The sequence below is a fragment of the Winslowiella toletana genome (assembly GCF_032164335.1).
Lineage (GTDB): Bacteria > Pseudomonadota > Gammaproteobacteria > Enterobacterales > Enterobacteriaceae > Erwinia > Erwinia toletana_A.
In genome coordinates this window covers 4,388,127-4,412,599 of record NZ_CP134152.1, presented here as the reverse complement: position 1 = coordinate 4,412,599, position 24,473 = coordinate 4,388,127, and the positions used below count along the sequence as shown (strand labels likewise).

Sequence of the window (24,473 nt, the reverse complement as noted above, 5' to 3'; positions counted from 1 at the left end):
AAGCATATAAGGAAAAGATAGAATGGCTAAGGGGCAATCATTGCAAGATCCGTTCTTGAACGCACTGCGTCGCGAACGTGTTCCGGTTTCGATTTATTTGGTGAATGGTATCAAACTGCAAGGTCAGATTGAGTCTTTCGATCAGTTTGTCATTTTGTTAAAAAACACGGTCAGCCAGATGGTGTATAAGCACGCTATCTCTACCGTTGTTCCGTCCCGTCCGGTCTCCCACCACAGTAACAATGCGGGTGGCGGAAGCAGCAACTATCATCACGGCGGTAGTAATACGGCGGCACCTTCGCAGCCACAACAAGACGGTGAGAACGCTGAGTAAGCGCGTTTGCCGTACTGCCTGGACGGGGAGTTCATTTTTGACTGAGGTCCCCGTCTCGGTTCTATTGATAATGAGAGGTCCTACGCTTGTTTGACCGTTACGATGCCGGTGAACAGGCTGTCCTGGTTCACATCTATTTCTCGCAAGACAAAGATATGGAAGACCTGATGGAGTTTGAAACTCTGGTCTCTTCCGCAGGTGTCGAAGCGCTGCGTGTGGTTACAGGCAGCCGTAAAGCACCTCATCCCAAATATTTTGTCGGTGAAGGAAAGGCAGTCGAAATTGCCGATGCGGTAAAATCCAGCGGTGCATCGGTGGTGTTATTTGATCACGCCTTAACCCCGGCTCAGGAGCGAAATCTTGAGCGTCTGTGCGAGTGTCGCGTGATTGATCGCACCGGTTTAATCCTTGATATTTTTGCCCAGCGCGCCCGTACCCACGAAGGGAAATTGCAGGTTGAGCTGGCCCAGCTTCGTCATCTGGCTACTCGTCTGGTTCGCGGCTGGACGCACCTTGAGCGCCAGAAAGGCGGCATTGGTCTGCGCGGTCCGGGTGAAACTCAGCTGGAAACTGACCGACGCTTACTGCGTAATCGCATTACTCTGATTCTTTCTCGTCTGGCGCGCGTAGAGAAGCAGCGCGATCAGGGCAGACAAGCTCGTGCTAAAGCGGATGTACCCACCGTGTCATTGGTAGGCTATACCAACGCCGGTAAATCGACGCTGTTTAACTGTATCACCGCGGCCGATGTTTACGCGGCCGATCAGCTATTTGCCACACTGGATCCGACCCTACGCCGCGTGGATGTGGCGGATGTTGGTGAAGTGGTACTGGCGGATACCGTCGGCTTTATTCGCCACCTGCCACATGATTTGGTGGCGGCGTTTAAGGCGACATTGCAGGAGACGCGTCAGGCATCTTTGCTGCTGCATATTATTGATGCCGCCGATCAGCGCGTTGATGAGAATATTGAAGCTGTCGATGTGGTACTCGAAGAGATTGAAGCGGACGAAATCCCTCAGCTCTTAGTGATGAATAAAATTGATATGCTGGAGGATTTTGAGCCACGTATCGATCGCAACGACGAAAATATGCCGGTTCGGGTCTGGTTATCGGCACAAACTGGCGTCGGCGTGCCGTTACTGTTCCAGGCACTGACCGAACGTCTGGCTGGCGAGATCGCGCAGTTTGATTTACGTCTGCCGCCAGAAGCGGGGCGGTTACGCAGCCGTTTCTACCAGCTACAGGCGATAGAAAAAGAGTGGAATGAAGAAGATGGTAGCGTAGGTTTGCATATACGCATGCCGATTATTGACTGGCGTCGGCTCTGTAAGCAGGAACCGGCACTGGTGGATTACATTGTTTGACTGATTTTGCCTGAAACGCGTATCCCGGCCTGGGATACCACCGCACACACAATTAATGGAGTATAAACATGGCGTGGAATCAGCCCGGGAATAACGGACAGGACCGCGACCCGTGGGGAAGCAGCAATAATCAAGGCGGCAACTCTGGGGGAAATAAGGGAGGGCGCGATAAGGGGCCTCCTGATCTTGATGATATCTTCCGTAAACTGAGTAAGAAGCTCGGTGGACTGGGCGGTGGCAAAAATAACAATAACAATAACGACAACAGTGGCGGTCAACGCTCGTCAGGACGCGGTGGGCGTCGACTGGTCGGAATCGTTGTTGTTGCGGCTGTCGTCGTCTGGGCGGCAAGTGGTTTCTATACCATCAAAGAAGCTGAGCGCGGTGCTGTTACCCGCTTCGGCAAATTTGATCACCTGGTTGGGCCCGGTCTGAACTGGAAACCGACCTTTATCGATCAGGTACGTGCGGTTAACGTTGAAGCGGTACGTGAGCTGGCGGCATCCGGTGTGATGCTGACTTCAGACGAGAACGTGGTACGCGTTGAGATGAACGTTCAGTATCGCGTTACCGATCCAGAGCGTTACCTGTTTGCCGTCGTCAACGCTGACGACAGCCTGCGTCAGGCTACCGACAGCGCACTGCGTGGCGTGATTGGTCGTTCCACTATGGATCGTATTCTGACGGAAGGGCGTACCGTCGTGCGTAGCGAGACGCAGCGTGAGCTGGAAGAGACCATTCGTCCGTACGATATGGGTATCACTCTGCTGGACGTCAACTTCCAGGCGGCGCGTCCACCTGAAGAAGTTAAAGCGGCATTTGATGATGCTATCGCGGCACGTGAAAACCGTGAACAGTATGTTCGTGAAGCAGAAGCCTACGCCAACGAAGTTCAGCCACGTGCTAACGGTCAGGCGCAGCGTATTCTCGAAGAGGCACGTGCTTATAAAGCCCGTACCGTACTGGAAGCTCAGGGTGAAGTGGCTCGCTTTGCGAAACTGCTGCCGGAATATAAAGCGGCACCTGAGATTACCCGTGAACGTCTGTATATCGAAACCATGGAACGCGTGCTGAGTCAGACCCGTAAAGTGTTGGTAAACGACAAAGGTAATAACCTGATGGTGTTACCTCTCGACCAACTGATGCGTGGCGGCCAGTCCAGTTCACAGGGCGTGAATACCCAGGACAGCAGCAGTAACAGCCTGTTGCGCCTGCCGCCGGCCTCGAACAACAGTAACGAGCGCGCAAGTAGCAGTTCGTCGTTCAGTCCAGAAAACATCATGGATCAGCGCCGGGCGAATGCTCAGCGCAACGATAACCAGCGCGTAGGGAGAGACTAATCGATGCGTAAGCCATTAATCGTATTATTGATTGTTGTGCTGGTGGTGCTGTACGCGTCACTGTATATCGTGCAGGAAGGCCAGCGTGGCATTGTCATGCGCTTTGGTAAAGTTCTGCGCGACGATGAGAACAAACCACTGGTGGTGTCGCCGGGTCTGCACTTTAAGATTCCATTTATCGAATCGGTGAAGACGCTCGATGCGCGTACCCAGACCATGGATAACCAGGCAGACCGCTTTGTTACCAAAGAGAAGAAAGATCTGATCGTTGATTCTTATATCAAATGGCGCATCAGTGATTTCAGCCGCTACTACCTGGCAACCGGTGGTGGTGACGTTTCTCAGGCGGAAGTGCTGTTAAAACGTAAGTTTAGTGATCGTCTGCGTTCTGAGATGGGCCGTCTGGATGTGAAAGATATCGTCACCGACTCGCGTGGCCGTCTGACCACCGACGTGCGTGATGCGCTGAATACCGGTAGTGCGGGTAGCGATGATGAAGTCGCGACGCCGGCCGCAGATGATGCGATTGCATCAGCAGCAGCACGCGTTGAGATCGAAACCAACAGCAAAGAGCCAGCGATTAACCCGAACAGTATGGCAGCGCTGGGTATTCAGGTGGTGGATGTGCGTATTAAGCAGATCAACCTGCCAACTGAAGTCTCTGACGCGATTTACAACCGTATGCGTGCAGAACGTGAAGCGGTAGCGCGTAGTCAGCGTTCACAAGGCCAGGAAGAGGCAGAAAAACTGCGTGCGACCTCGGATTATGAAGTGACCCGTACGCTGGCAGAAGCGCAGCGTCAGGCACTGATTACCCGCGGTGAAGGCGATGCAGAAGCGGCCAAACTGTTTGCTAATGCATTCAGTCAGGATCCAGACTTCTACGCCTTTATTCGTAGCCTGCGTGCTTACGACAGCAGCTTTAACAGCAACCAGGACGTGATGGTGCTGAGCCCGGAAAGTGATTTCTTCCGCTTTATGAAGTCACCGTCTAACGCAACGCGTTAATCGTCACTGCAACAACTCTGTGGGCCGGAAATTATTCCGGCCCTTTTTTTATTGGAAGCAACATGAACTCGACGATATGGCTGGCGCTGGCTTTAGTGCTGGTACTGGAAGGATTGGGCCCAATGCTATTTCCGCGGGCGTGGCGTAGCATGATTCAGTCAATGACCCAACTGCCGGATCAGCTGCTGCGACGTTTTGGTGGTGGGTTGGTAGTGGCAGGTGTAGTGATCTATTACCTGATCAGCACCCATATCCAGGGGGTTTCTTAACGCCAGCTCTCTGGTGAAAAAAAACTCCGCAATCGTATGCTAAAAGTGCTGAAAGACGAAAATTACGATGGTAGAATCCATTTTTAAGCAATCGGTGATTTTGAGAAATGGGTAAGAACGTAGTCGTACTGGGCACCCAATGGGGTGACGAAGGTAAAGGTAAGATTGTTGACCTTCTGACTGAGCGCGCGAAATACGTTGTGCGTTATCAAGGCGGTCATAACGCTGGCCATACGCTAGTCATCAACGGTGAAAAAACCGTCCTCCATTTAATTCCATCTGGCATCCTGCGTGATAACGTGACCAGCATCATCGGCAACGGTGTGGTGCTGTCTCCTGCTGCGCTGATGAAAGAGATGAAAGGCCTGGAAGATCGTGGTATCCCGGTACGTGAACGTCTGCTGCTCTCAGAAGCTTGTCCGCTGATTCTGCAATACCATGTGGCACTGGATGTCGCGCGTGAAAAAGCACGCGGTGCGAAAGCTATCGGCACCACCGGTCGCGGTATTGGCCCGGCTTACGAAGATAAAGTTGCCCGCCGCGGCCTGCGCGTTGGTGACCTGTTTAACAAAGAAACCTTTGCCGCTAAGCTGAAAGAAGTGATGGAATATCACAACTTTACGCTGGTGAACTACTACAAAGAAGAAGCGGTTGATTACGATACTGTGCTGAACGATGTGATGGCAATTGCCGACATCCTGACGGGCATGGTTGTTGACGTTTCTGATCTGCTGGATGGCGCGCGTCAGCGTGGCGATCTGGTGATGTTCGAAGGTGCGCAGGGTACGCTGCTGGATATCGACCACGGTACCTATCCGTATGTGACCTCATCTAACACCACCGCAGGTGGCGTGGCGACCGGTTCTGGCCTTGGCCCGCGTTATGTTGATTACGTGCTGGGCATCGTCAAAGCTTACTCCACGCGTGTCGGTGCAGGCCCATTCCCGACTGAACTGTTTGACGAAACCGGTGAGTTCCTGTGTAAGCAGGGCAACGAGTTTGGCGCAACCACTGGCCGTCGTCGTCGCACCGGCTGGCTGGATGCGGTCGCGGTACGCCGTGCGGTGCAGATCAACTCCCTGTCCGGTTTCTGCCTGACCAAACTGGACGTGCTGGATGGTCTGAAAGAAGTGAAAATCTGTGTGGCTTACCGTATGCCAGATGGCCGCGAAGTGACCACCACTCCGCTGGCGGCTGAAGGTTGGGAAGGCATTGAGTCAATTTACGAAACCATGCCTGGCTGGAGCGAAAGCACCTTCGGCGTGAAAACCGTAGAAGGTCTGCCACAAGCTGCGCTTGACTACATCAAGCGCATTGAAGAAGTCACCGGTGTGCCGATTGATATTATTTCTACTGGCCCGGACCGTAGTGAAACCATGATTCTGCGCGACCCGTTTGACGCATAATCTCAGCACCGGCCGGACACTGTCCGGCCTTTGTTCATTCGGCTTCATGCTCCCTTCTGCCAGCAATTCCTGCCACTTTCACTTCAACCGACAACCCCAAAAGCAGCTGATTCGCAGTCAATATGCCTGCGGATTGAAATATGATGGGGAGAGTTGCTTAAAAAAATGCCCTGAATTTGATGGGCTGGTTTATCATCATTTAGAGAAAATGCATCAGAGCGGAAGATGCCACGCCGGTGATTCACTGAGGTAAATTTGCAGCTAACAAGTTTTACAGATTACGGCCTGCGCGCGCTGATATTTCTTGCGTCACTGCCTGCTGACCAGATGACCAGCATTACTGAGGTGAGCGAGACGTACAATGTGTCACGTAATCACATGGTCAAAATCATTAATCAACTGAGCCGTTCAGGTTATGTTACTGCGGTGCGCGGTAAAAACGGCGGCATACGGTTGGGCAGACCCGCCGCGCAGATTATTATTGGTGAAGTCGTCCGTGAGATGGAGCCTCTGCAACTGGTTAACTGCAGCAGTGAGTTCTGTCATATCACGTCGGCCTGCAGGCTAAAAAAAGCGCTGTACGATGCGGTACAGTGTTTCTTGCAGGAGCTGGACAAATATACCCTCGCCGACCTCGTGGAAGACAACCACCCGCTCTACAAATTACTGCTGGTTGAACGACCTTCAATCAGTGGCAGATGACAACGGAGGAACCGATATGTCACAAGATCCTTTTCAGGAAAGAGAAGCTGAAAAATACGAAAACCCTATTCCCAGCCGTGAATTTATCCTGTCTCACTTAGACAAACGTGAGAAACCGGCCAGCCGCGAAGAGCTGGCAAATGAACTGGGAATGGTGGGAGAAGAACAACTTGAAGCACTGCGTCGTCGCCTGCGCGCGATGGAGCGCGACGGGCAATTAGTGTTTACCCGTCGCCAGTGCTATGCGCTGCCAGAGCGACTGGACTTACTGCGCGGTAAAGTGATTGGCCATCGCGATGGCTATGGCTTCCTGCGCATTGAAGGCCAGAAAGATGACCTGTACCTCTCTGCTGAGCAGATGAAAGTCTGTATGCACGGTGATGTGATCCTCGCTCAGGCGATGGGTGCAGACCGTAAAGGCCGCCGCGAAGCGCGGATGGTGCGGGTGCTTGAGCCGCGTAACAATCAGATTGTTGGCCGCTACTTTACCGACGCCGGTGCCGGATTTGTCGTGCCGGATGACAGCCGTCTGAGCTTCGATATTTTGATTCCGCCTGAATCAATTATGGGCGCACGCATGGGCTCGGTGGTGGTGGTGGAACTGGCACAGCGCCCAACGCGCCGTACCAAAGCCATTGGTCAGATCGTCGAAGTGCTGGGCGACAATATGGGCACCAGCCTGGCGGTCGATATGGCGCTGCGCACTCATGAAATTCCGAGTGGCTGGCCTGAGCAGGTTGAAGCTGAAATTGCAAAATTAAGCGAAGAAGTGCCGGAAGAAGCGAAAAAAGGCCGCGTCGATCTGCGCGACTTGCCGCTGGTTACCATTGATGGTGAAGATGCCCGTGACTTCGATGATGCGGTTTACTGCGAGAAGAAACGCGGTGGCGGCTGGCGCTTGTGGGTTGCGATTGCTGACGTCAGTTACTATGTGCGTCCTGGCACCGCACTGGATGCCGAAGCGGTTAACCGTGGCACCTCAGTTTACTTCCCGTCGCAGGTAGTACCGATGCTGCCGGAAGTGCTGTCCAACGGTCTGTGCTCACTGAATCCGCAGGTCGATCGCCTGTGTATGGTGTGCGAGATGACGATTTCCGCGCAGGGTAAGCTGACCGGCTACAAGCACTACGAAGCGGTAATGCGTTCACATGCCCGCCTGACCTACACCAAGGTCTGGCATATTCTTGATGGCGAACAAGCGCTGCGCGATCAGTATCATTCGCAGGTTAAGCACCTGGAAGAGCTGTACAGCATGTATAAAGTGCTGGAAGTGGCACGTTCCCAACGCGGTGGTATCTCGTTCGATTCAGAAGAAGCGAAGTTTATCTTTAACGCTGAACGTCGCATTGAACGCATTGAACACACGGTGCGTAATGATGCGCATAAACTGATCGAAGAGTGCATGATTCTGGCGAACATTGCTTCGGCACGTTTTGTTGAAAAGCATAACGAACCGGCACTGTTCCGCGATCACGATCGTCCAAGTGACGACAATATCAAAAGTTTCCGTACCGTACTGAGTGAGCTGGGCCTGTCGCTAAGCGGCGGCGCTAAACCGCAGCCTGTCGACTATGCGGAACTGCTGACGCAGATTGCCGATCGTCCCGATCATGAAATGCTGCAAACTATGCTGCTGCGCTCGATGAAGCAGGCGGTATACGATCCGGAAAACCGTGGGCACTTCGGCCTGGCGCTCTCCTCTTATGCGCACTTTACCTCGCCAATCCGTCGCTATCCCGACCTGCTGCTGCACCGGGCGATCAAGTATCTGCTGGCGCGTGAGCAGGGTACGCTGCAGGGTAATACCACGCCAACCGGCGGTTACCATTACGATCTGCAACAGATGTTGCAGCTGGGTCAGCACTGCTCGATGGCGGAACGTCGTGCCGACGAAGCCACGCGTGATGTTGCCGACTGGCTGAAATGTGACTTCATGCAGGATCAGGTCGGGCAGACCTTTACCGGCGTGATCGCCAGCGTCACCGGATTCGGCTTCTTTGTGCGCCTGATCGATCTGTTTATTGACGGTCTGGTGCACGTGTCGACGCTCGACAATGACTACTATCGCTTTGACGCGGTAGGCCAGCGCCTGATTGGTGAGTCTGGCGGCCAGACTTACCGTCTGGGCGATACCGTTGAAGTGCGGGTTGAAGCGGTGCATATGGATGAGCGTAAGATTGATTTTGCGCTGATCTCAAGCCAGCGTAAGCCACGCGGCGAAGGCAAAACCGAACGCGATCGTGCCAAAAAAGGCACGGCGAAGAACGGGGGCAAGCGCCGTCGGGAAGTGCGTAAAGGGGCGAATTTCGAAGCTGACAGCGCGTTCCGCCCGGCTAAAGCGGACGAGAGCAAAGCCAAAAGCGGCAGTAAGGCGAAAAAAGAGAAAAAAGCCAAAACTCCGTCGGATAAAACCCGTAAAATCGCCGCCGCGACAAAAGCCAAACGCGCAGCAAAAAACAAAAGTGACACCAGCGCATAACACGCGGTCCGGATAGTTCGGCACCCTGTAGGGGCGGCGGTTTCGCCGCCCGCAAATTGATTATCGAGTTAAACACATGAGTGAAATTGTTTTTGGTATCCACGCCGTACAGGCGCTGCTTGATAGCGATCCACAGCGTTTTCAGGAAGTTTTTATTCTGAAAGGGCGCGATGACCGCCGCTTACAACCGTTGATTAAGGCGCTGGAAGCTCAGGGTATCGTGATCCAGGTGGCAAACCGTCAGTGGCTGGATAGCAAAGTCGAAGGTGCGGTTCATCAGGGGATTGTCGCCCGCGTTAAGCCGGGCCGCCAGTATCAGGAAGGCGACCTGCCAGACCTGATTGCCGGTCTTGATCAGCCGTTTCTGTTGATTCTCGACGGTGTGACTGACCCGCATAATCTTGGTGCCTGCCTGCGCAGCGCCGACGCTGCCGGTGTGCATGCGGTGATCGTGCCGAAAGACCGTTCCGCTCAGCTGAACGCGACGGCGAAAAAAGTCGCCAGCGGCGCGGCAGAAAATGTGCCGCTGATTCGCGTCACCAACCTCGCGCGCACGATGCGGGTGTTGCAGGAAGCGAATGTCTGGATCGTCGGTACCGCTGGTGAAGCAGATCACACCGTGTTCCAGAGCAAAATGACTGGCCCAATGGCGCTGGTGATGGGCGCGGAAGGCGAAGGCATGCGCCGTCTGACGCGTGAACATTGTGATGAGTTAATCAGCATTCCAATGGCGGGCAGCGTCTCTTCGCTTAACGTTTCCGTTGCCACCGGTATCTGTCTGTTTGAAGCCGTGCGTCAACGTACCAGTAAGTAATCCCTCGGGGGCGTGACCTACGCCCCGAATCTCTTCCCGCTTTCGGGCATTTTTTCTCTCAGGTTTCATACTACGGTATCCGCCAGGGATCATGAGGGAGAAAAAATGACGTGGAACACGCACACCGTTTTTAATCAACCACGCCCACTCAGCAACAGTAATCTGTTTCTGTCTGATACGCCGCTGCGCGAGGCTCTGATACGCGAAGGCGCGGAATGGGACGGCGAATTACAGGCATCGGTTGGACAACAGTTGGGTAGTGCTGAGTCGCTGGAGTTGGGGCGTCTGGCGAACGCCTGGCCACCCGAGCTACTGCGCTACGACCCCTGCGGTGAGCGAATTGATGAACTGCGCTTTCACCCGTCGTGGCATTTGCTGATGCAGGGGCTGTGTGCCAATCGGGTACACAACCTGTGCTGGCAGGCGGATGCGCGACCGGGAGCATTTGTTGCCCGTGCAGCTCGCTTTATCCAGCATGCCCAGGTTGAAGCTGGCACCCTGTGCCCAATAACCATGACCTTTGGCGCGATTCCATTATTGCAACAGAGCCTGCCAGCCGCGTTTCACAGCTGGCTGCCGGGGCTGTTGTCGGATCGTTACGATGCGCATGCGCAACCTGGCGATCAAAAACGCGGTCTGTTGATTGGCATGGGAATGACCGAGAAACAGGGCGGAACCGATGTACTGAGCAACACCACCATCGCGCAGCCGCAGGCCTCGCGTGGTAATGGCGAAATCTATTATCTCACCGGCCATAAATGGTTTTTTTCGGTGCCGCAAAGCGATGCGCATCTGGTGCTGGCGCAGACGTCAGGCGGGCCTGGCTGCTTCTTTATGCCGCGTCTGCTGCCGGATGGCAGCCGTAACGCAATTCGCATCGAGCGGTTGAAAGAAAAGCTCGGAAATCGCGCCAACGCCAGTAGCGAAGTCGAGTTCTGCAATGCCACCGGCTGGCTGTTGGGAGAAGAGGGCGATGGTGTGCGGCAAATCCTGAAAATGGGTGGTTACACCCGTTTTGATTGCGCGCTGGGAAGCCATGGGCAGATGCGGCGCGCATTGTCGGTCGCGCTGTATCACGCTCATCAGCGGCAGGTGATGGGGAAAAATCTGGTCGATCAACCGCTGATGCGGCAGGTATTGAGCGCACAGGCGTTGCAGCTGGAAGGACAGACCGCGTTATTGATGCGGCTGGCGCGTGCCTGGTCAACGCCAGCGAATCAGCATGAGCGCGCTTTCAGCCGTCTGTTCACTCCAGTGGTCAAATACGCAATCTGCAAAAGCGGCATTGCTTTTGTGGCTGAAGCGATGGAAGTGCTCGGTGGAATTGGCTATTGCGAAGAGAGCGAACTGCCACGTCTGTATCGTGAAATGCCGGTCAACAGTATCTGGGAAGGCTCGGGGAATGTGATGTGCCTTGATGTGCTGCGGGTGCTGACCAGGCAGTCCGGCATTACAGAGATGCTGAACCGCGAGTTTGAAGCGGTGAAAGGTGTTAATCGCCACTTCGACAGTCGTTGGCGGCAGTTGAAATTACGGCTGGCTCATCCGCAAGAGGTGCAGGCGCGTGATATTACCAGCCTATTGTTCCGGCTGGCAGTGGCGGCACAGCTGCTGAAATATCTCGAACCACCGCTGGCCGATGCCTGGTGTCGTCAGGCGCTGGATGCGCGCGGAGCCAGCACGCTGAGCGAGGATAACTGTGCGCGACTACTGCAGCGGGCGACTGGCGGCTGACGGACCGTACAGCGTCGCGGTGGCATACCACATCGCCGGCACTACCGTTTCACTGACCATAATGATGTGATAGTAAGTCGCGCCCAGCGCATTGGCTTTCGCTGCGATGGCGCGCTCAGCATCATCCGGAGAGCCGCGCACGGTAGCGCTAATATTGCCAAGACGGGTCAGGCTGAGACTCTGGGCGCGGGTAATTTGCTGTGCCTGAGATGTCGCGGCGGGCGGCGGCTGAGGCGTGGTGTGTAAAGCGCTGCATCCACTCAGTAACAGCGCTGCCAACAGCTGAATGACGAAACGCATACCGATTTCTCCCGACGGTGATGGCATTAAGTTTATGCCATCACCGCGCAAGAGTTATCCTTTAAGTGTAAACACGCTGACTAACTGATTGAGATGGTGCCCTTTCTGACTCAGTTCACTGGCGATCTGCTCCGACTGCGCCACCATTTCGGTGTTGTGATGCGTCGCCTGACCAATCTGCGACATCGCAATATTCACCTGGCCGATACCGGCTGACTGTTCATGGGATGCCACATCAATCTCGCCCATCAGCGCTTTAACCTGCTCAATGCGGATGACGATATTCTCCATTGCTTCGCGGGTCTGTTCCGACAGCTTATGGCCTTCCGTTACCTTGCTGATTGAATTCTCAATCAGGCCGTCGATCTCTTTTGCTGCCTGCGCGCTGCGCTGCGCCAGCGCCCGGACTTCGGCCGCGACGACCGCAAAGCCTTTGCCGTGTTCACCGGCGCGTGCCGCTTCTACCGCCGCGTTCAGTGCCAGGATATTGGTCTGGAAAGCAATCGATTCGATAACATGAGTGATATCGGCAATGCTCTGCGATGAAACGTTAATCGCTGACATGGTGTTCACTGAGCGTGTTACGGTATCACCACCGTGCTGTACCGCATTAGCGGCTTCAGCCACCAGCGTCAGCGCCTGCGAGACGTTATCGGCATTCTGTTCTACCGTCGCGCCCAGTTGCTCCATGCTGGCAGAGGTCTCTTCTACGCTACTGGCCTGACGTGAAATCTGCTCGCTGATATTTCCACTGCTGGCGGCGATAGCATCAGTCGCGAAGCTGATCTCTTCAGCGGCGTGACGTACCTGCGAGACAATGCGTTCCAGCCCGTCACCAATTCCGTTAATTGCGTGAATCAGCTGACCCACCTCGTCCTGACGTTCGGTTGCCAGCGTCGCCTGCAGGTTACCTGCGGCATAATGCTGCGCCAGCGCTATCACCTGTTGCAGCGGATGACTTAACCAGCGGCGGGTAATCCAGACGAAGCTCAGCGCAAATATCATCACCAGCGCCAGACCAATCAGCAGGAAGGTATTACGTGTGGCGTTAATCGGTGCCAGCAGGCTGGCTTTACTGACTTCACCGACGATAACCCAACTCCAGCCGGGCAGCTGCTGCCAGACAATAATCTGGCTTTCTCCCTGAAGATTAATGGCTTCCATCGTGCCTTGCGATTGTTGCAACAGCTGCTGTTGCACTGTGGCAGACCAGGCTGGCTGGCTGCCTTCGCGGCTGCGGTGGAACAGAAACTGGCCCTGAGCTTTCCCGGCGGCGCCGTTAATCACGCTGAAATAACCACTGTCGCCCAGTGTCTTATTCAGCACCTTTTCGCGCATCAGATTGAACTGTGAAGTGATATCGACGCCGACAAACAGGATGCCGATCACTTCGCCACTGTTGTCCCTCAGCGGCTGATACTGGGTGATATAACGTTTACCAAACAGAAGGGCAAGGCCGCGGAAGGTTTTTCCCTGGTTAGCCAGTGCCCAGGCCGGGCTGCTGCGATCCAGCCGGATGCCCATCGCGCGCGCGCCATCCTCTTTGCGCAAGGAGGTAGCGATGCGGATATAGTCGTCACCCTGACGGACAAAAATCGTCGAAATCGCGCCGGTGCGCTGCATAAAGTCATCTACCGTGCCTTCATCCAGGTTTAAGGTTTTCTCGCCGGCACGCAGGGTCGGTGTTGTTTCACTGCCGACGGTAATCATCTGCGTGCTGTCACGGCTGAATTGTTCCGGCAGAAAGCTCTGGAACAGCCGGGTATAATTGGCTACCTCTTCGCTCAGGGTGGCGTTAAACATGCCGGCCATATCACCGATGCCCGCGACCTGGTTTTGCATATTACCCAGGGTTAAGGTTTCCAGCTGTTTTGCGGCGTTGTGGGTTAATGACAGCGTGAGAATGAAAAACAGTATCGCCACGCTAAATGACGTCAGTACAGACAGCTTTACTCCCAAACTCCATTTGCTGAGTGAAAGACGTTTCATAGTATTGCCTTATAGAGGAATTATTAGAGCAAAGTACAACGGCAAAAAACGGCCAGGGTTTACCCTACAAAGGCTATGGAAAAGAAGATTTAATCAATTTGTAATAATCGCCAGCTGCAACAGCTTATAAATTAACGGTATTTGGCACACATGCAGCGCTGTGAGAACTAACACTGCATAACAGATCAAACCTTAAGTGCGGTCCCTGAGATCACGGAGGCAGAATGATTGAGATTGGAACGGCGTTGCTGGCGGGTATTGAGTGTCTGCATGCCACACCGGCCGGAAAACAGCAGCAGGCGCTGCCGACCATCATTTTTTATCACGGCTTTACTTCGTCGAAAGAGGTCTATTCGTACTTTGCCGTTGCGTTGGCGCAGGCTGGTTTTCGCGTAGTACTGCCCGATGCCGATCAGCATGGCGCGCGCTATGACGGCGATAGCGACTTTCGGCTGACGCATTTCTGGGAAATTCTGCGCCGTAATATTGACGAGTTGCCACAGCTTGAAGCGGCGCTGCGCCAGCAGGATCTGATTGCCGAAGGCCGGTTTGGCGTCGCCGGTGCCTCAATGGGTGGGATGACGGCGCTGGGAGCCATGGCGCGTTATCCGCAGATTAACAGCGTCGCCTGTATGATGGGCTCGGGTTATTTTAGCTCGCTCAGCCATTCGCTGTTTCCGCCGCTGGAGGCGCGCACGCCGGATCAACAGCAGGCGCTGGCGCAGCGGTTAGCGCCGCTGGCGGAGTATGATGTCAGCCATCAGCTGGAGAAGCTGGCGAATCGTCCGTTGCTGTTGTGGCACGGCGAAGCGGATGAGGTCGTGCCGGTAGCAGAAACCGTGCGGCTGGAAAAAGCGCTGCGCGAAGCGTCGCTTGACCAGCGTCTGACCTTTATAACCGAAAAAGGAATGGGGCATCGCATTTCACCGCCAGCGTTAACCGCAATTGTCGCCTTCTTTAAGCATCACTTGTAATGCCAGACAGAAAAAAAGGCCGGAAACGGCTCCGGCCTTGATATCCGTGGTTCACAGCTGTTGCGATAACTGGCGGGGCGCGGAGATATTGGCGCGCTCATGGTTACCGGTCGGCGTGGCGATACGGTTGATATACTCATAATTTGCTGCCGCTTTGCTACCGTGACTTCTAATCTGCTGCGCACAGTCGGTGGTGCTGGCAATGGCGGTGGTAGACAGGAAGAGACCGAGTAAAGTGGCAATAGCGATGTTGTTCATCATCGACTCCACCATACAGTTGCTGCGTACTAAACCTGGCGCGAAGGTCAGGGCCGTTTATTCCTCCATCAATCAGTTTAGTTGCTGTGTAAAAAATAAACAGCGCTTACCCCGAACTCTCCGCAATATTTAATTCATCAGGCACCTTGAGTTTCCCAGGCTACGCCAGTATGATTACGCGTCAATTTTTCAGCCGCACTTAAACAACGTTCCTTGCTTCCATGGGCCGCGGTTGACCCTGACAGGAGGCTGAATAATCCGTAAGGAGCAAATTCGATGCGTCATTACGAAATCGTTTTTATGGTTCACCCTGACCAAAGCGAACAGGTTCCGGGCATGATCGAGCGTTACACTGGTGCTATCACTGGTGCAGAAGGCACGATTCACCGTCTGGAAGACTGGGGCCGTCGTCAGCTGGCTTACCCGATCAACAAACTGCACAAAGCACACTACGTTCTGCTGAACGTTGAAGCTCCTCAGTCTGTGATCGATGAGCTGGAAACTAACTTCCGCTTCAACGACGCCGTTATCCGTAGCATGGTTATGCGCGTTAAAAACGCGGTTACCGAAGCATCTCCGATGGTTAAAGCGAAAGACGAGCGCCGTGAGCGTCGTGAAGATTTTGCTAACGAAACCTCTGATGATGCAGATGCTGGGGATTCTGAAGAGTAATCAACCTTGACGGCAAATCGACTGCGCCTGTCTGGCACTGTGTGCAAGACGCCGGTTCGAAAAATTAGCCCGTCAGGTATTCCACACTGCCAGTTTGTGCTTGAGCACCGCTCGCAGCAGGAAGAAGCCGGATTTATTCGGCAAGCCTGGTGTCGTATGCCCATCATTTTAAGTGGCACGACGCATCAGGTCATTACTCAAAGTATAACGGTCGGCACGCAACTCACTGTGGAAGGTTTCATTAGTTGCCATCAAGGGCGCAATGGCCTCAGCAAGATTGTGTTACATGCCGAGCAGATTAGATTGATAGATTCTGGAGACTAGCCAAATGGCACGTTATTTCCGTCGTCGCAAGTTCTGCCGTTTCACCGCGGAAGGCGTTCAAGAGATCGATTATAAAGATATCGCAACGCTGAAAAACTACATCACTGAAAGCGGTAAGATTGTACCGAGCCGTATCACCGGTACTCGCGCTAAATACCAGCGTCAGCTGGCTCGTGCTATCAAGCGCGCGCGTTACCTGTCTCTGCTGCCGTACACTGATCGTCATCAGTAATCGGCAACTGTCCATTAACGACTTTAAGAGGATATGGTAATGCAAGTTATTCTGCTTGATAAAGTAGCAAACCTGGGCAGCCTGGGTGATCAGGTTAACGTTAAAGCGGGCTACGCTCGTAACTTCCTGGTACCACAGGGCAAAGCTGTTCCTGCTACTAAGAAAAACGTTGAGTTCTTCGAAGCACGTCGTGCAGAACTGGAAGCCAAACTGGCTGACGTTCTGTCTGCAGCTAATGCACGCGCTGAGAAAATCAATGCACTGGGCACCGTTACCCTCGCGTCTAAAGCAGGCGACGAAGGTAAACTGTTCGGTTCCATCGGTACCCGCGACATCGCTGACGCTGTAACTGCAGCTGGCGTTGAAGTGGCTAAGAGCGAAGTTCGTCTGCCGAACGGCGTTCTGCGCACCACCGGTGAGCACGAAGTGGACTTCCAGGTTCACAGCGAAGTATTCGCAAAACTGATCGTGAATGTAGTTGCTGAAGCTTAATTCGCGCTTGTCGCTGAATTAACACTTTAGTTAACACGTAAAACGCTGGCCTTGTGCCAGCGTTTTGCATTTCCGGCCCCGGAAATAAACTATCATTGAGTAGATAGTTGTCTACCTGGAGGCCCGATGTCCGACGCTATTTGTCTTACCCGCGTGTATGACGCGCATGCGCCTTTCTCCCCTCACACTTTTCTTATCGACCGCCTGTGGCCGCGCGGTATCAGTAAAGCGCGTCTGGAAGGCGTGGCGTGGTTTAAAGATGTGGCACCGAGCAGCGATCTACGCAAATGGTTTCACGCCGAGCCTGAAAGATGGGCGGAGTTTGTTGATTATTACCGTAATGAGCTGGCACAGGGCGATGCCTGCGACAGGTTGCTGACGCTGCTTAAGCAAAAGAAAAAGATAGTGCTGCTGTATGGCAGTAAAGATGCGCAGCACAATCATGCGATCGTACTGCGCGATTATTTGTCAGAGCAACTGTCCCGTTAGCGCGTACGGGTAAAGGCGCCATCGGCACCACGGATAAAGCGAACTGACTGATTGTCCGTCGTTTCGATTTCCAGTTCGGTCACCATGCTTTGCGCATTCAGCAGCAATTTGACTTTCTGACCCGCCTGCAGATTACTCAGCGGCTTATCGTCACCTTCCACTTGCGCCATCGCGAATACATCACTGACCGGCAAATTATTATCGCGGAATAACTGAGCCAGCGTCTGGCCGGCAGCTATCTGGTAGCTGCGCCATTCGTCCGATGAATCGGCTTCTGGCTGCGCTGGTGGAGAGGCAGTCTGATTATTGTCGTTATTATAAATATCCGCCTGCAACGGTACTTCATTGCCGCCGCTTTGCAGCGCAGGACGCGATGACGGGCCTTGAGACGATGAGGACGGCCAGAGAAATGCCAGCAGCATCACCAGTAGCGCCAGGATAATGCCACGGCGATGAGCAGACGGTAGCGGATCCATAAAGCGCAGATTATCGGCCAGATGCCAGATTTTACTCAGCACTGACTGGCTGCGTGATGAAGAATTCTCAGGAGTCATTTCATCCTCCGGTTGCGCTGCTTGTGCAAATGGTTTGCGGTTTGCCATCCACATCTTTAACACCGGATGGTAAAACGGCAGGCGTTTCCTTTGCCGCGGGGCAATTCTCCCCATGTAACTAACCTCGTTAACCCAGAATGACGCATTAGTAAACGGCAGGTTTATATTATAACCTGCTAACTGTTTGATGTGACAAGCACAAGCCAGATACGTGACGCTATGGGCGTTATTAATTATATGAGTTGCTATTGTTTCTGTTTCTGCGGCAAAAGTCATCCACTGGCACGTGGGATTTTACCCTCAGAGCTTGCGCTGTTATGCTCTGCCTTCATTTATATCAATGATGAAAGGAAAATTCATGACAACCCCTTCTTTTGACAGCGTCGAAGCGCAAGCAAGTTACGGTATCGGTTTACAGGTTGGCCAGCAGTTGCTGGAGTCCGGACTGCAGGGTCTGCAGCCAGAAGCATTGCTGGCAGGTCTGCGCGATGCGCTGGAAGGGAATGCGCCAGCAGTTCCTGTTGATGTGGTGCATCGCGCACTGCGCGAAGTTCACGAGCGTGCTGATGCAGTTCGCAGCGAACGTCAGCAGGCAATGGCGGTTGAAGGTCAGAAATTCCTTGAAGAGAACCTGAAGCGTGAAGGCGTCAGCAGCACCGAGTCAGGTCTGCAATTCAGCGTGATTAAGCAGGGCGACGGTGCGATTCCATCCCGTCAGGATCGCGTACGCGTGCATTACACCGGTAAACTGATCGATGGCAGCGTATTCGACAGTTCAGTACAGCGTGGCGAACCAGCAGAATTCCCGGTCAGCGGCGTTATCGCTGGCTGGATTGAAGCACTGACCCTGATGCCAGTTGGCTCCAAATGGGAGCTGGTGATCCCACACAACCTGGCTTACGGCGAGCGCGGCGCCGGTGCATCCATCCCACCTCTGAGCACCCTGGTGTTCGAAGTTGAGCTGTTAGAGATTCTGTAATCTTGCAGGTTGCGGGCGGCGATGTAATCACGCCGCCCGTTCTGTTAATGCTTGCTGAGATCCAGGCTCCAGATGGCAAAACCGATGTCATCACTCCCTTTCTGCGTCATCGGATACTGCGCGTGCTGCTGAATAAACGCCGTTGCCTTGTCCGTCGGTGAAGTTTCGAATCGAATATCCAGTGGTTGCTTGCTGTCAATGGCTGCCAGTCGCCAGTTATTATTCACCTGCGGGTTCACTTCTCCCCGTGCTTTGCTCTCGGCGCTGATCCAGGCCGCAACCACCGAGCGGTTTTCATCCGGTGAAGCAAATGCCACATATTGATCGCCAGTACCGGCAAACTTGCCGCCATAGGCGCGATAGTTGTTGGTTGCCACCAGGAATGTCGCCTTTGGATCAACCGGCTTGCCCTGCCAGGTCAACTGTTTAATACGTGAAGCGTCGGCATTAATCAGCTGGCACTCACTGTCATAGCGCGCCGGTTGGGTGATATCAATCTGATAACTGACGCCATCGATCATGTCGAAGTTATAGGTGCGGAAATCCCAGTTAATCAGCGATTGCGGTTTGCCGCTATTGGCATCTATCTGATTGAACTGTCCGGCAGAACACTCCAGCCACTCTTTCACCTGCTCTCCGCTGACTTTCATCACCACCAGCGTGTTGGGGTAAAGATAGAGATCGGCGGCGTTACGGAAGGTCAGCTGACCCTTTTCCACTTCCACATAGCTGGCCGGATCGTTTTTGCGTCCGCCGGCCTTAAACGGCGCGGCGGCAGACAATACCGGCAGATTCGCCAGGTCAGGATCGCCCTGAATATAATGTTTTACATAATCAATCTGCGCTTTATTAACGATCTGTACGGTAGGATCGGCCTGCACCAATGACAGATAGCTGTACATCACGTCAGCCGATTTACCGATCGGTTTACTGACAAATTCGCGGGTTGCGCGATGATCGTCAGCCAGAACCTTCACCAGCGCCGGATCTTCTGCTGCCAGCGACTTTTTCGCCGTTTTATCATAAATCGGGCGCGCTTCTGCTTTGGCGCTGCTGACCTGCCATTTGCCACCGTGGTTATCGAGCACCATATCGACCACGCCGAGATGATCGCCCCACATCCCCGGCATGACCGCCGGGATACCATTCAGCGTGCCCTGGCTGATATCCGCACCCTTAATCGCGGCGAAATCTTCGCTGGGGAAAACCGCATGGGCGTGACCAAACATAATCGCATCAATGCCCGGCACCTGGCTGAGATAGTAAACAGAGTTTTCCGCTAACGCTTTGTATGGCTCACTGGAAAGCCCGGAGTGCGGAATGGCGACCACAATATCCGCGCCCTGTTTACGCATTTCCGGCACCCACTTACGCGCAGTTTCGGTGATATCGTCAACCGTCACTTTGCCCTGCAGATTGGCTTTATCCCACACCATGATTTGTGGTGGCACAAAGCCGATATAGCCAATTTTAAGCTGGTGCGTCTTACCCTCGCGGTCAGTGACCTCAAGCGGCTCGATCAGAAAGGGCGTAAACAGCGGTTTACCGCTTTTCACATCAATCACGTTGGCATTGATATAGGGAAAACGCGCACCGCTGATTGCTTTGTGCAGATAATCGAGGCCGTAGTTGAATTCGTGATTGCCGAGATTACCGACGCTGTAATCAAGAGTATTCATCGCTTTGTATACCGGATGAATATCACCCTGTTTCAGCCCTTTTGCTGCCATGTAGTCGCCAAGCGGACTGCCCTGAATAATGTCACCATTATCGACCAGCACGCTGTTTTTACTCTCTTGACGCGCCGCTTCGATCAGGGTGGCGGTGCGTACCAGCCCGAATTTCTCACTCGGTGTATCTTTGTAGTAATCGAAGTCCATCATATTGCTGTGCAGATCGGTGGTTTCCAGAATACGCAGATCGACCGTCGCGGCATTTACCGTGGTTGCTACCATCACTGCCAGCAGCGTCATGCAAGGCTTAAACATTCCATTCTCCCGTTAATTACATCCAGCATAATTTACTTAGGATCTCAAAATACGCTGAAAACATTACGTTTAATCTCACAATATTGTGATCTGCCACGGAAAAATATGTCATGGTATCCGTCACGGAATACACTGAGTTTAATCAGCGAACGGTGACAAACTGCTATGATCTGCATAGTGTTCGCTACAACGAATGAAATCATGAGGTGAAAAATGTTAGAGCAAATTTGCCAGCTGGCGCGTGAAGCGGGCGAGGCCATTATGCAGGTATACGATGGCCAGGCACCGCTTGACGTTTCTCACAAGTCTGATGATTCTCCGGTTACCGCAGCGGATATCGCGGCACATCAAGTGATTGTACAGGGGTTAAGTTCACTGACGCCGGATGTTCCGGTGTTGTCGGAAGAGGATCCCGCAAGCTGGGAGGTGCGTCAGCACTGGCAGCGCTACTGGCTGGTTGACCCGCTGGACGGCACCAAAGAGTTCATTAAGCGCAACGGCGAATTTACCGTGAATATTGCCCTGATTGATAAGGGTGTTCCGGTGCTGGGTGTGGTCTATGCGCCAGCGATTGGCGTGATGTATTCGGCGGCGGCTGGTAAGGCATGGAAAGAAGAGGGCGGCCATCAGGAGCAGATTCAGGTACGCGATGCGCGTCCACCGCTGGTGGTGATTAGCCGTTCTCATGCCAGCTCTGATGAAGAACTGAAAGAGTATCTGGACCAGATGGGCGAGCATCAGACTACCGCCATTGGCTCTTCGCTGAAGTTCTGCCTGGTGGCGGAAGGCAAAGCGCAGCTGTATCCACGTTTTGGGCCAACCAATATCTGGGATACCGGCGCAGGCCATGCGGTGGCTATTGCTGCCGGAGCCCATGTGCATGACTGGAAAGGCCAGACGCTGGACTATACCCCGCGCGAGTCATTCCTGAACCCGGGGTTCCGGGTGTCGATTTTCTGACCGTATCACGGGCGGCGAAAACGCCGCCTTTACCGAAAGGTGATGTTAAGGCGTTCTTTTAATCCATCACTTCAACAAGTTATGCAGTAAGGCAATTACCTGTTTCACTTCATCCTGCGTCAACGCGCCATCTTTTGCGTAACGCACGGTTCCTTGTTTATCCAGCACCACAATCGCCGATCCGCCTTTCTCCAGTTGCCATGCCTGTTTTGCCGCGCCATTACTGTCGACAATAAACTGCGACCACGGATACTGCTTTTTATTACTTTCAATGCTGCTACGGACAAACATACCGGTGCCGGGAATTGCGTCATCGGTATTCACTATTGTCGTGGTCTGATAGCGATCGTGCGGCAGCTGAGCGGCTTTGATCGCTTCAATCAGCGCCGCATTTGCCTCTTTGGCTGAAGACCGACCGGCAATATGTTGGATGACCCGCACTTTTCCACTGAGCTGGGCGCTGTTCCAGTTTTTATAACTAAACTGATCTTGTTGCCAGGAAAGTTCGCCCTTATCGGCGATGCCGACCGGGGCTACGCGTTGCCCCTCTACAAAGTTATGAGCACCGGCACTGAGCGGCAGTAACAGTGACAGAGCAATGGCTAAACAGCGGGCAGTAATCATTATGACTCCGATATTCAGGTGATCCGACCACTTGGTCATGATTCTGCAATAATAAGCGTGGATGATGCGTCTGTCGCATCGAACTGTCAGCTTTGCGGCATGCTGCACAAATCCATGCTGAGTGAAGGTTTATACTGAATAGCATGACGTAATTAACAGACTATTCTGTAATGTTATGTCAGTTCAGTAAAAAAGTTCGCTTTTCGGAACCACGGTAAGGAATGTTGTTCTATAATTTTTCAGCAATTTGCGCTTCAGGAGTTCGTACCGAATTTGGCCACGACGAAGCGTAGTGAAGGACTTAACTGTCAGGAGCTAGTACAGAATGAAAATATTCCAGCGTTACAACCCATTGCAGGTCGCAAAGTATGTAAAAACGCTGTTCAGAGGAAGGCTGTATATCAAGGATGTCGGTGCGTTTGAATTCGATAAGGGTAAAATTCTTATCCCGCGCATCAAAGATAAGCAGCACTATAGCGTTATGTCGGAAGTTAATCGCCAGGTTCTGAGATTACAGACTGAGTTTAACTGAGACCGGCGGCAATCAATATGCCGCCACTGCATCCGGGTTTATGAAGCAACCCATGGGAGCCCTCATCGGCTCCCTTGATGTTTTTATCCCTGCCTGGTTTACTCTTCGGCTTCAACCGCTTTTGGCAGCGTAATCGTAGAAACCGGGCGTTCAACGATACGTGTCACCAGTAACTGATCGATGCGATAGCTGTCGATATCTACCACTTCAAATTTATAGCCGGCAAACTTTACGAAATCGGTACGTTTCGGGATTTTGCGCAGCATATACATCATAAAACCGCCAATGGTTTCGTAGTTACCGGACTGCGGGAAGTCATCGATATCCAGCACGCGCATAACATCATCAATCGGCGTACCGCCTTCAACCAGCCAGGAGTTCTCGTCACGGGCAACAATCTGCTCTTCCATGCCCTGACCGACCAGATCGCCCATCAGCGTGGTCATGACGTCATTCAGCGTGATAATCCCCACCACCAGTGCATATTCGTTCATGATGACCGCAAAGTCTTCACCGGCGGTTTTAAAACTCTCCAGCGCCTCAGACAACGTCAGGGTGTCCGGTACGATTAATGCCGAGCGAATCTGCACGCCGCTGCTCAGCGTCATGCTTTGATTGCCGAGCACGCGCAGCAACAGCTCTTTGGAGTCCACATAGCCAACGATATGGTCAATATCCTGATTACAAACCAGAAATTTTGAGTGCGGATGGCGGGCAATTTTCTCTTTCAGGCTGTTTTCATCTTCGTGCAGATCAAACCAGACGATATTCTCGCGCGAGGTCATTGAAGAGGGCACGGTACGTGATTCAAGCTCAAACACGTTCTCAATCAGCTCATGCTCCTGCTTACGCAGTACCCCGGCCAGCGCACCGGCTTCCACCACCGCATAGATATCATCAGAGGTGATGTCATCTCTGCGCACCATCGGAATTTTAAACAGGCGAAAAATCATATTCGCCATGCCGTTGTAGAACCACACCAGCGGACGGAAAATCATCAGGCAAAAGCGCATCGGATTGATAATGCGCAGCGCAATAGCCTCCGGCGCAATCATGCCGATACGTTTTGGGGTTAAATCGGCAAACAGAATAAAGAAGCTGGTGACAAGGGTAAATGAACAGATAAAACTCAACTGTTCTGCCAGTTCCGGTGGGGCTAATCGCTCAAACAGCGTGCGGAAAGCAGGAGAGAAGGCGGCATCACCGACGATACCGCCGAGAATAGCCACGGTATTCAGGCCAATCTGCACCACGGTAAAGAACATGCCGGGCGTTTCCTGCATCTTCAACACGTGTTGCGCGTTAATGTTGCCCTCATCGGCCAACAGTTTAAGTTTAATTTTTCGGGCGGCAGCCAGCGAAATCTCCGACAGGGAGAAAAAGGCACTGATCGCGATTAGCAGTAATATGACAAGCAGGCTATCTAGCATAGATTTTCCGTAGGTTTGTTTCTCTTGTCATTTTTGGCTTGGTGTGGCGCGGGATTCCACGTACTTCCTGTACATGTCATTAATAAAACGGCTGCCCATGCCAAAAATGTCTGCGTTAGTGCGACCATAACAGATAGGGCACGGTCGGGCAGAATTTATCAGACCCTGGTCAGATCTTCGCTGCGCATTATAGCAGCAGGCTATATCGGGCGGCTAGTGGTTA

General features: G+C 53.2%; 26 protein-coding genes. 19 read left to right on the top strand and 7 right to left on the bottom strand.

Going from position 1 to position 24,473, the window contains the following annotated elements; translation table 11 throughout:
* Positions 1-22 precede the first annotated feature (22 nt).
* From hfq to RIN69_RS20005, 10 genes are all read left to right on the top strand, one after another.
* Positions 23-334 (top strand): RNA chaperone Hfq, encoded by a 312-nt coding sequence (gene hfq / locus RIN69_RS20050; protein ID WP_052898830.1) that lies wholly within the window; start codon positions 23-25, stop codon positions 332-334.
* Positions 335-420: 86 nt separating this feature from the next.
* A complete protein-coding gene (gene hflX / locus RIN69_RS20045; protein ID WP_313854073.1) occupies positions 421-1,701 on the top strand; it encodes a ribosome rescue GTPase HflX in 1,281 nt (426 codons plus the stop codon).
* Positions 1,702-1,769: 68 nt separating this feature from the next.
* A complete protein-coding gene (gene hflK / locus RIN69_RS20040) occupies positions 1,770-3,041 on the top strand; it encodes an FtsH protease activity modulator HflK (RefSeq protein ID WP_313854072.1) in 1,272 nt (423 codons plus the stop codon).
* 3 nt (positions 3,042-3,044) lie between these two features.
* Entirely contained in the window at positions 3,045-4,049 is a 1,005-nt protein-coding gene (hflC, locus tag RIN69_RS20035; RefSeq protein ID WP_313854068.1) for a protease modulator HflC, read from the top strand.
* Positions 4,050-4,111: 62 nt separating this feature from the next.
* On the top strand, positions 4,112-4,318 hold the full coding sequence (locus RIN69_RS20030) for a DUF2065 domain-containing protein (protein ID WP_313854066.1): 207 nt from the start codon (positions 4,112-4,114) through the stop codon (positions 4,316-4,318).
* 107 nt (positions 4,319-4,425) lie between these two features.
* The gene (locus RIN69_RS20025; protein ID WP_313854064.1) at positions 4,426-5,724 is read left to right on the top strand and encodes an adenylosuccinate synthase; all 1,299 of its coding nucleotides are present in this window, start codon (positions 4,426-4,428) and stop codon (positions 5,722-5,724) included.
* A 255-nt stretch (positions 5,725-5,979) separates the two neighbouring features.
* A complete protein-coding gene (nsrR, locus tag RIN69_RS20020; RefSeq protein ID WP_313854062.1) occupies positions 5,980-6,426 on the top strand; it encodes a nitric oxide-sensing transcriptional repressor NsrR in 447 nt (148 codons plus the stop codon).
* A 16-nt stretch (positions 6,427-6,442) separates the two neighbouring features.
* Positions 6,443-8,905 (top strand): ribonuclease R, encoded by a 2,463-nt coding sequence (rnr, locus tag RIN69_RS20015; RefSeq protein ID WP_313854061.1) that lies wholly within the window; start codon positions 6,443-6,445, stop codon positions 8,903-8,905.
* A gap of 76 nt (positions 8,906-8,981) precedes the next feature.
* Complete coding sequence (gene rlmB / locus RIN69_RS20010; protein WP_052898838.1) at positions 8,982-9,719, top strand: 23S rRNA (guanosine(2251)-2'-O)-methyltransferase RlmB; 738 nt, start codon at positions 8,982-8,984, stop codon at positions 9,717-9,719.
* Between the two features lie 105 nt (positions 9,720-9,824).
* Positions 9,825-11,453, top strand: a complete 1,629-nt coding sequence (locus RIN69_RS20005; protein ID WP_313854058.1) for an isovaleryl-CoA dehydrogenase — start codon at positions 9,825-9,827, stop codon at positions 11,451-11,453.
* Here the strand turns inward: RIN69_RS20005 and bsmA are convergent.
* Positions 11,427-11,753 carry a biofilm peroxide resistance protein BsmA gene (gene bsmA / locus RIN69_RS20000; protein WP_313854054.1) on the bottom strand — a complete coding sequence of 109 codons (327 nt, stop codon included), beginning with the start codon at positions 11,751-11,753 and terminating at the stop codon, positions 11,427-11,429. The two genes, RIN69_RS20005 and bsmA, sit on opposite strands and share 27 nt — an antisense overlap.
* A 54-nt stretch (positions 11,754-11,807) precedes the next feature.
* The gene (locus RIN69_RS19995) at positions 11,808-13,742 is read right to left on the bottom strand and encodes a methyl-accepting chemotaxis protein (protein ID WP_313854053.1); all 1,935 of its coding nucleotides are present in this window, start codon (positions 13,740-13,742) and stop codon (positions 11,808-11,810) included.
* Positions 13,743-13,966: 224 nt separating this feature from the next.
* On the opposite strand from RIN69_RS19995, the gene yjfP reads away from it, so the two are divergent.
* The gene (yjfP, locus tag RIN69_RS19990; protein WP_313854051.1) at positions 13,967-14,716 is read left to right on the top strand and encodes an esterase; all 750 of its coding nucleotides are present in this window, start codon (positions 13,967-13,969) and stop codon (positions 14,714-14,716) included.
* A gap of 51 nt (positions 14,717-14,767) precedes the next feature.
* On the opposite strand, the gene RIN69_RS19985 is transcribed toward yjfP, so the two are convergent.
* A complete protein-coding gene (locus RIN69_RS19985; protein ID WP_390902442.1) occupies positions 14,768-14,977 on the bottom strand; it encodes a hypothetical protein in 210 nt (69 codons plus the stop codon).
* 273 nt (positions 14,978-15,250) lie between these two features.
* Here RIN69_RS19985 and rpsF point away from each other — a divergent pair, with 273 nt between their 5' ends.
* From rpsF to RIN69_RS19960, 5 genes are all read left to right on the top strand, one after another.
* Entirely contained in the window at positions 15,251-15,646 is a 396-nt protein-coding gene (gene rpsF / locus RIN69_RS19980; protein ID WP_052898843.1) for a 30S ribosomal protein S6, read from the top strand.
* A gap of 6 nt (positions 15,647-15,652) precedes the next feature.
* Complete coding sequence (gene priB, locus RIN69_RS19975) at positions 15,653-15,970, top strand: primosomal replication protein N (protein WP_313854050.1); 318 nt, start codon at positions 15,653-15,655, stop codon at positions 15,968-15,970.
* A 4-nt stretch (positions 15,971-15,974) separates the two neighbouring features.
* On the top strand, positions 15,975-16,202 hold the full coding sequence (gene rpsR / locus RIN69_RS19970; RefSeq protein WP_000135199.1) for a 30S ribosomal protein S18: 228 nt from the start codon (positions 15,975-15,977) through the stop codon (positions 16,200-16,202).
* Positions 16,203-16,241: 39 nt separating this feature from the next.
* Positions 16,242-16,694, top strand: coding sequence for a 50S ribosomal protein L9 (rplI, locus tag RIN69_RS19965; protein WP_313854049.1), 453 nt, complete (start codon positions 16,242-16,244; stop codon positions 16,692-16,694).
* Between the two features lie 126 nt (positions 16,695-16,820).
* The gene (locus RIN69_RS19960) at positions 16,821-17,183 is read left to right on the top strand and encodes a DUF488 domain-containing protein (RefSeq protein ID WP_313854048.1); all 363 of its coding nucleotides are present in this window, start codon (positions 16,821-16,823) and stop codon (positions 17,181-17,183) included.
* Here RIN69_RS19960 and RIN69_RS19955 read toward each other — a convergent pair.
* Positions 17,180-17,851 (bottom strand): OapA family protein, encoded by a 672-nt coding sequence (locus RIN69_RS19955; protein WP_390902430.1) that lies wholly within the window; start codon positions 17,849-17,851, stop codon positions 17,180-17,182. The genes RIN69_RS19960 and RIN69_RS19955 overlap by 4 nt on opposite strands.
* 244 nt (positions 17,852-18,095) lie before the next feature.
* Between RIN69_RS19955 and fklB the strand changes: the two genes are divergently transcribed.
* Complete coding sequence (fklB, locus tag RIN69_RS19950) at positions 18,096-18,716, top strand: FKBP-type peptidyl-prolyl cis-trans isomerase (protein ID WP_313854045.1); 621 nt, start codon at positions 18,096-18,098, stop codon at positions 18,714-18,716.
* 44 nt (positions 18,717-18,760) lie between these two features.
* Here fklB and RIN69_RS19945 read toward each other — a convergent pair whose 3' ends face one another.
* Entirely contained in the window at positions 18,761-20,704 is a 1,944-nt protein-coding gene (locus tag RIN69_RS19945; protein WP_313854043.1) for a bifunctional 2',3'-cyclic-nucleotide 2'-phosphodiesterase/3'-nucleotidase, read from the bottom strand.
* Between the two features lie 213 nt (positions 20,705-20,917).
* On the opposite strand from RIN69_RS19945, the gene cysQ reads away from it, so the two are divergent.
* A complete protein-coding gene (gene cysQ / locus RIN69_RS19940; protein WP_313854040.1) occupies positions 20,918-21,664 on the top strand; it encodes a 3'(2'),5'-bisphosphate nucleotidase CysQ in 747 nt (248 codons plus the stop codon).
* 66 nt (positions 21,665-21,730) lie between these two features.
* Here cysQ and RIN69_RS19935 read toward each other — a convergent pair whose 3' ends face one another.
* Positions 21,731-22,288, bottom strand: a complete 558-nt coding sequence (locus RIN69_RS19935) for a YtfJ family protein (RefSeq protein WP_313854038.1) — start codon at positions 22,286-22,288, stop codon at positions 21,731-21,733.
* A 325-nt stretch (positions 22,289-22,613) separates the two neighbouring features.
* Between RIN69_RS19935 and RIN69_RS19930 the strand changes: the two genes are divergently transcribed.
* Positions 22,614-22,820 carry a DUF1107 domain-containing protein gene (locus tag RIN69_RS19930; RefSeq protein WP_052898849.1) on the top strand — a complete coding sequence of 69 codons (207 nt, stop codon included), beginning with the start codon at positions 22,614-22,616 and terminating at the stop codon, positions 22,818-22,820.
* Positions 22,821-22,918: 98 nt separating this feature from the next.
* On the opposite strand, the gene RIN69_RS19925 is transcribed toward RIN69_RS19930, so the two are convergent.
* Positions 22,919-24,250 (bottom strand): hemolysin family protein, encoded by a 1,332-nt coding sequence (locus RIN69_RS19925; protein ID WP_313854036.1) that lies wholly within the window; start codon positions 24,248-24,250, stop codon positions 22,919-22,921.
* Between the last annotated feature and the right edge of the window lie 223 nt (positions 24,251-24,473).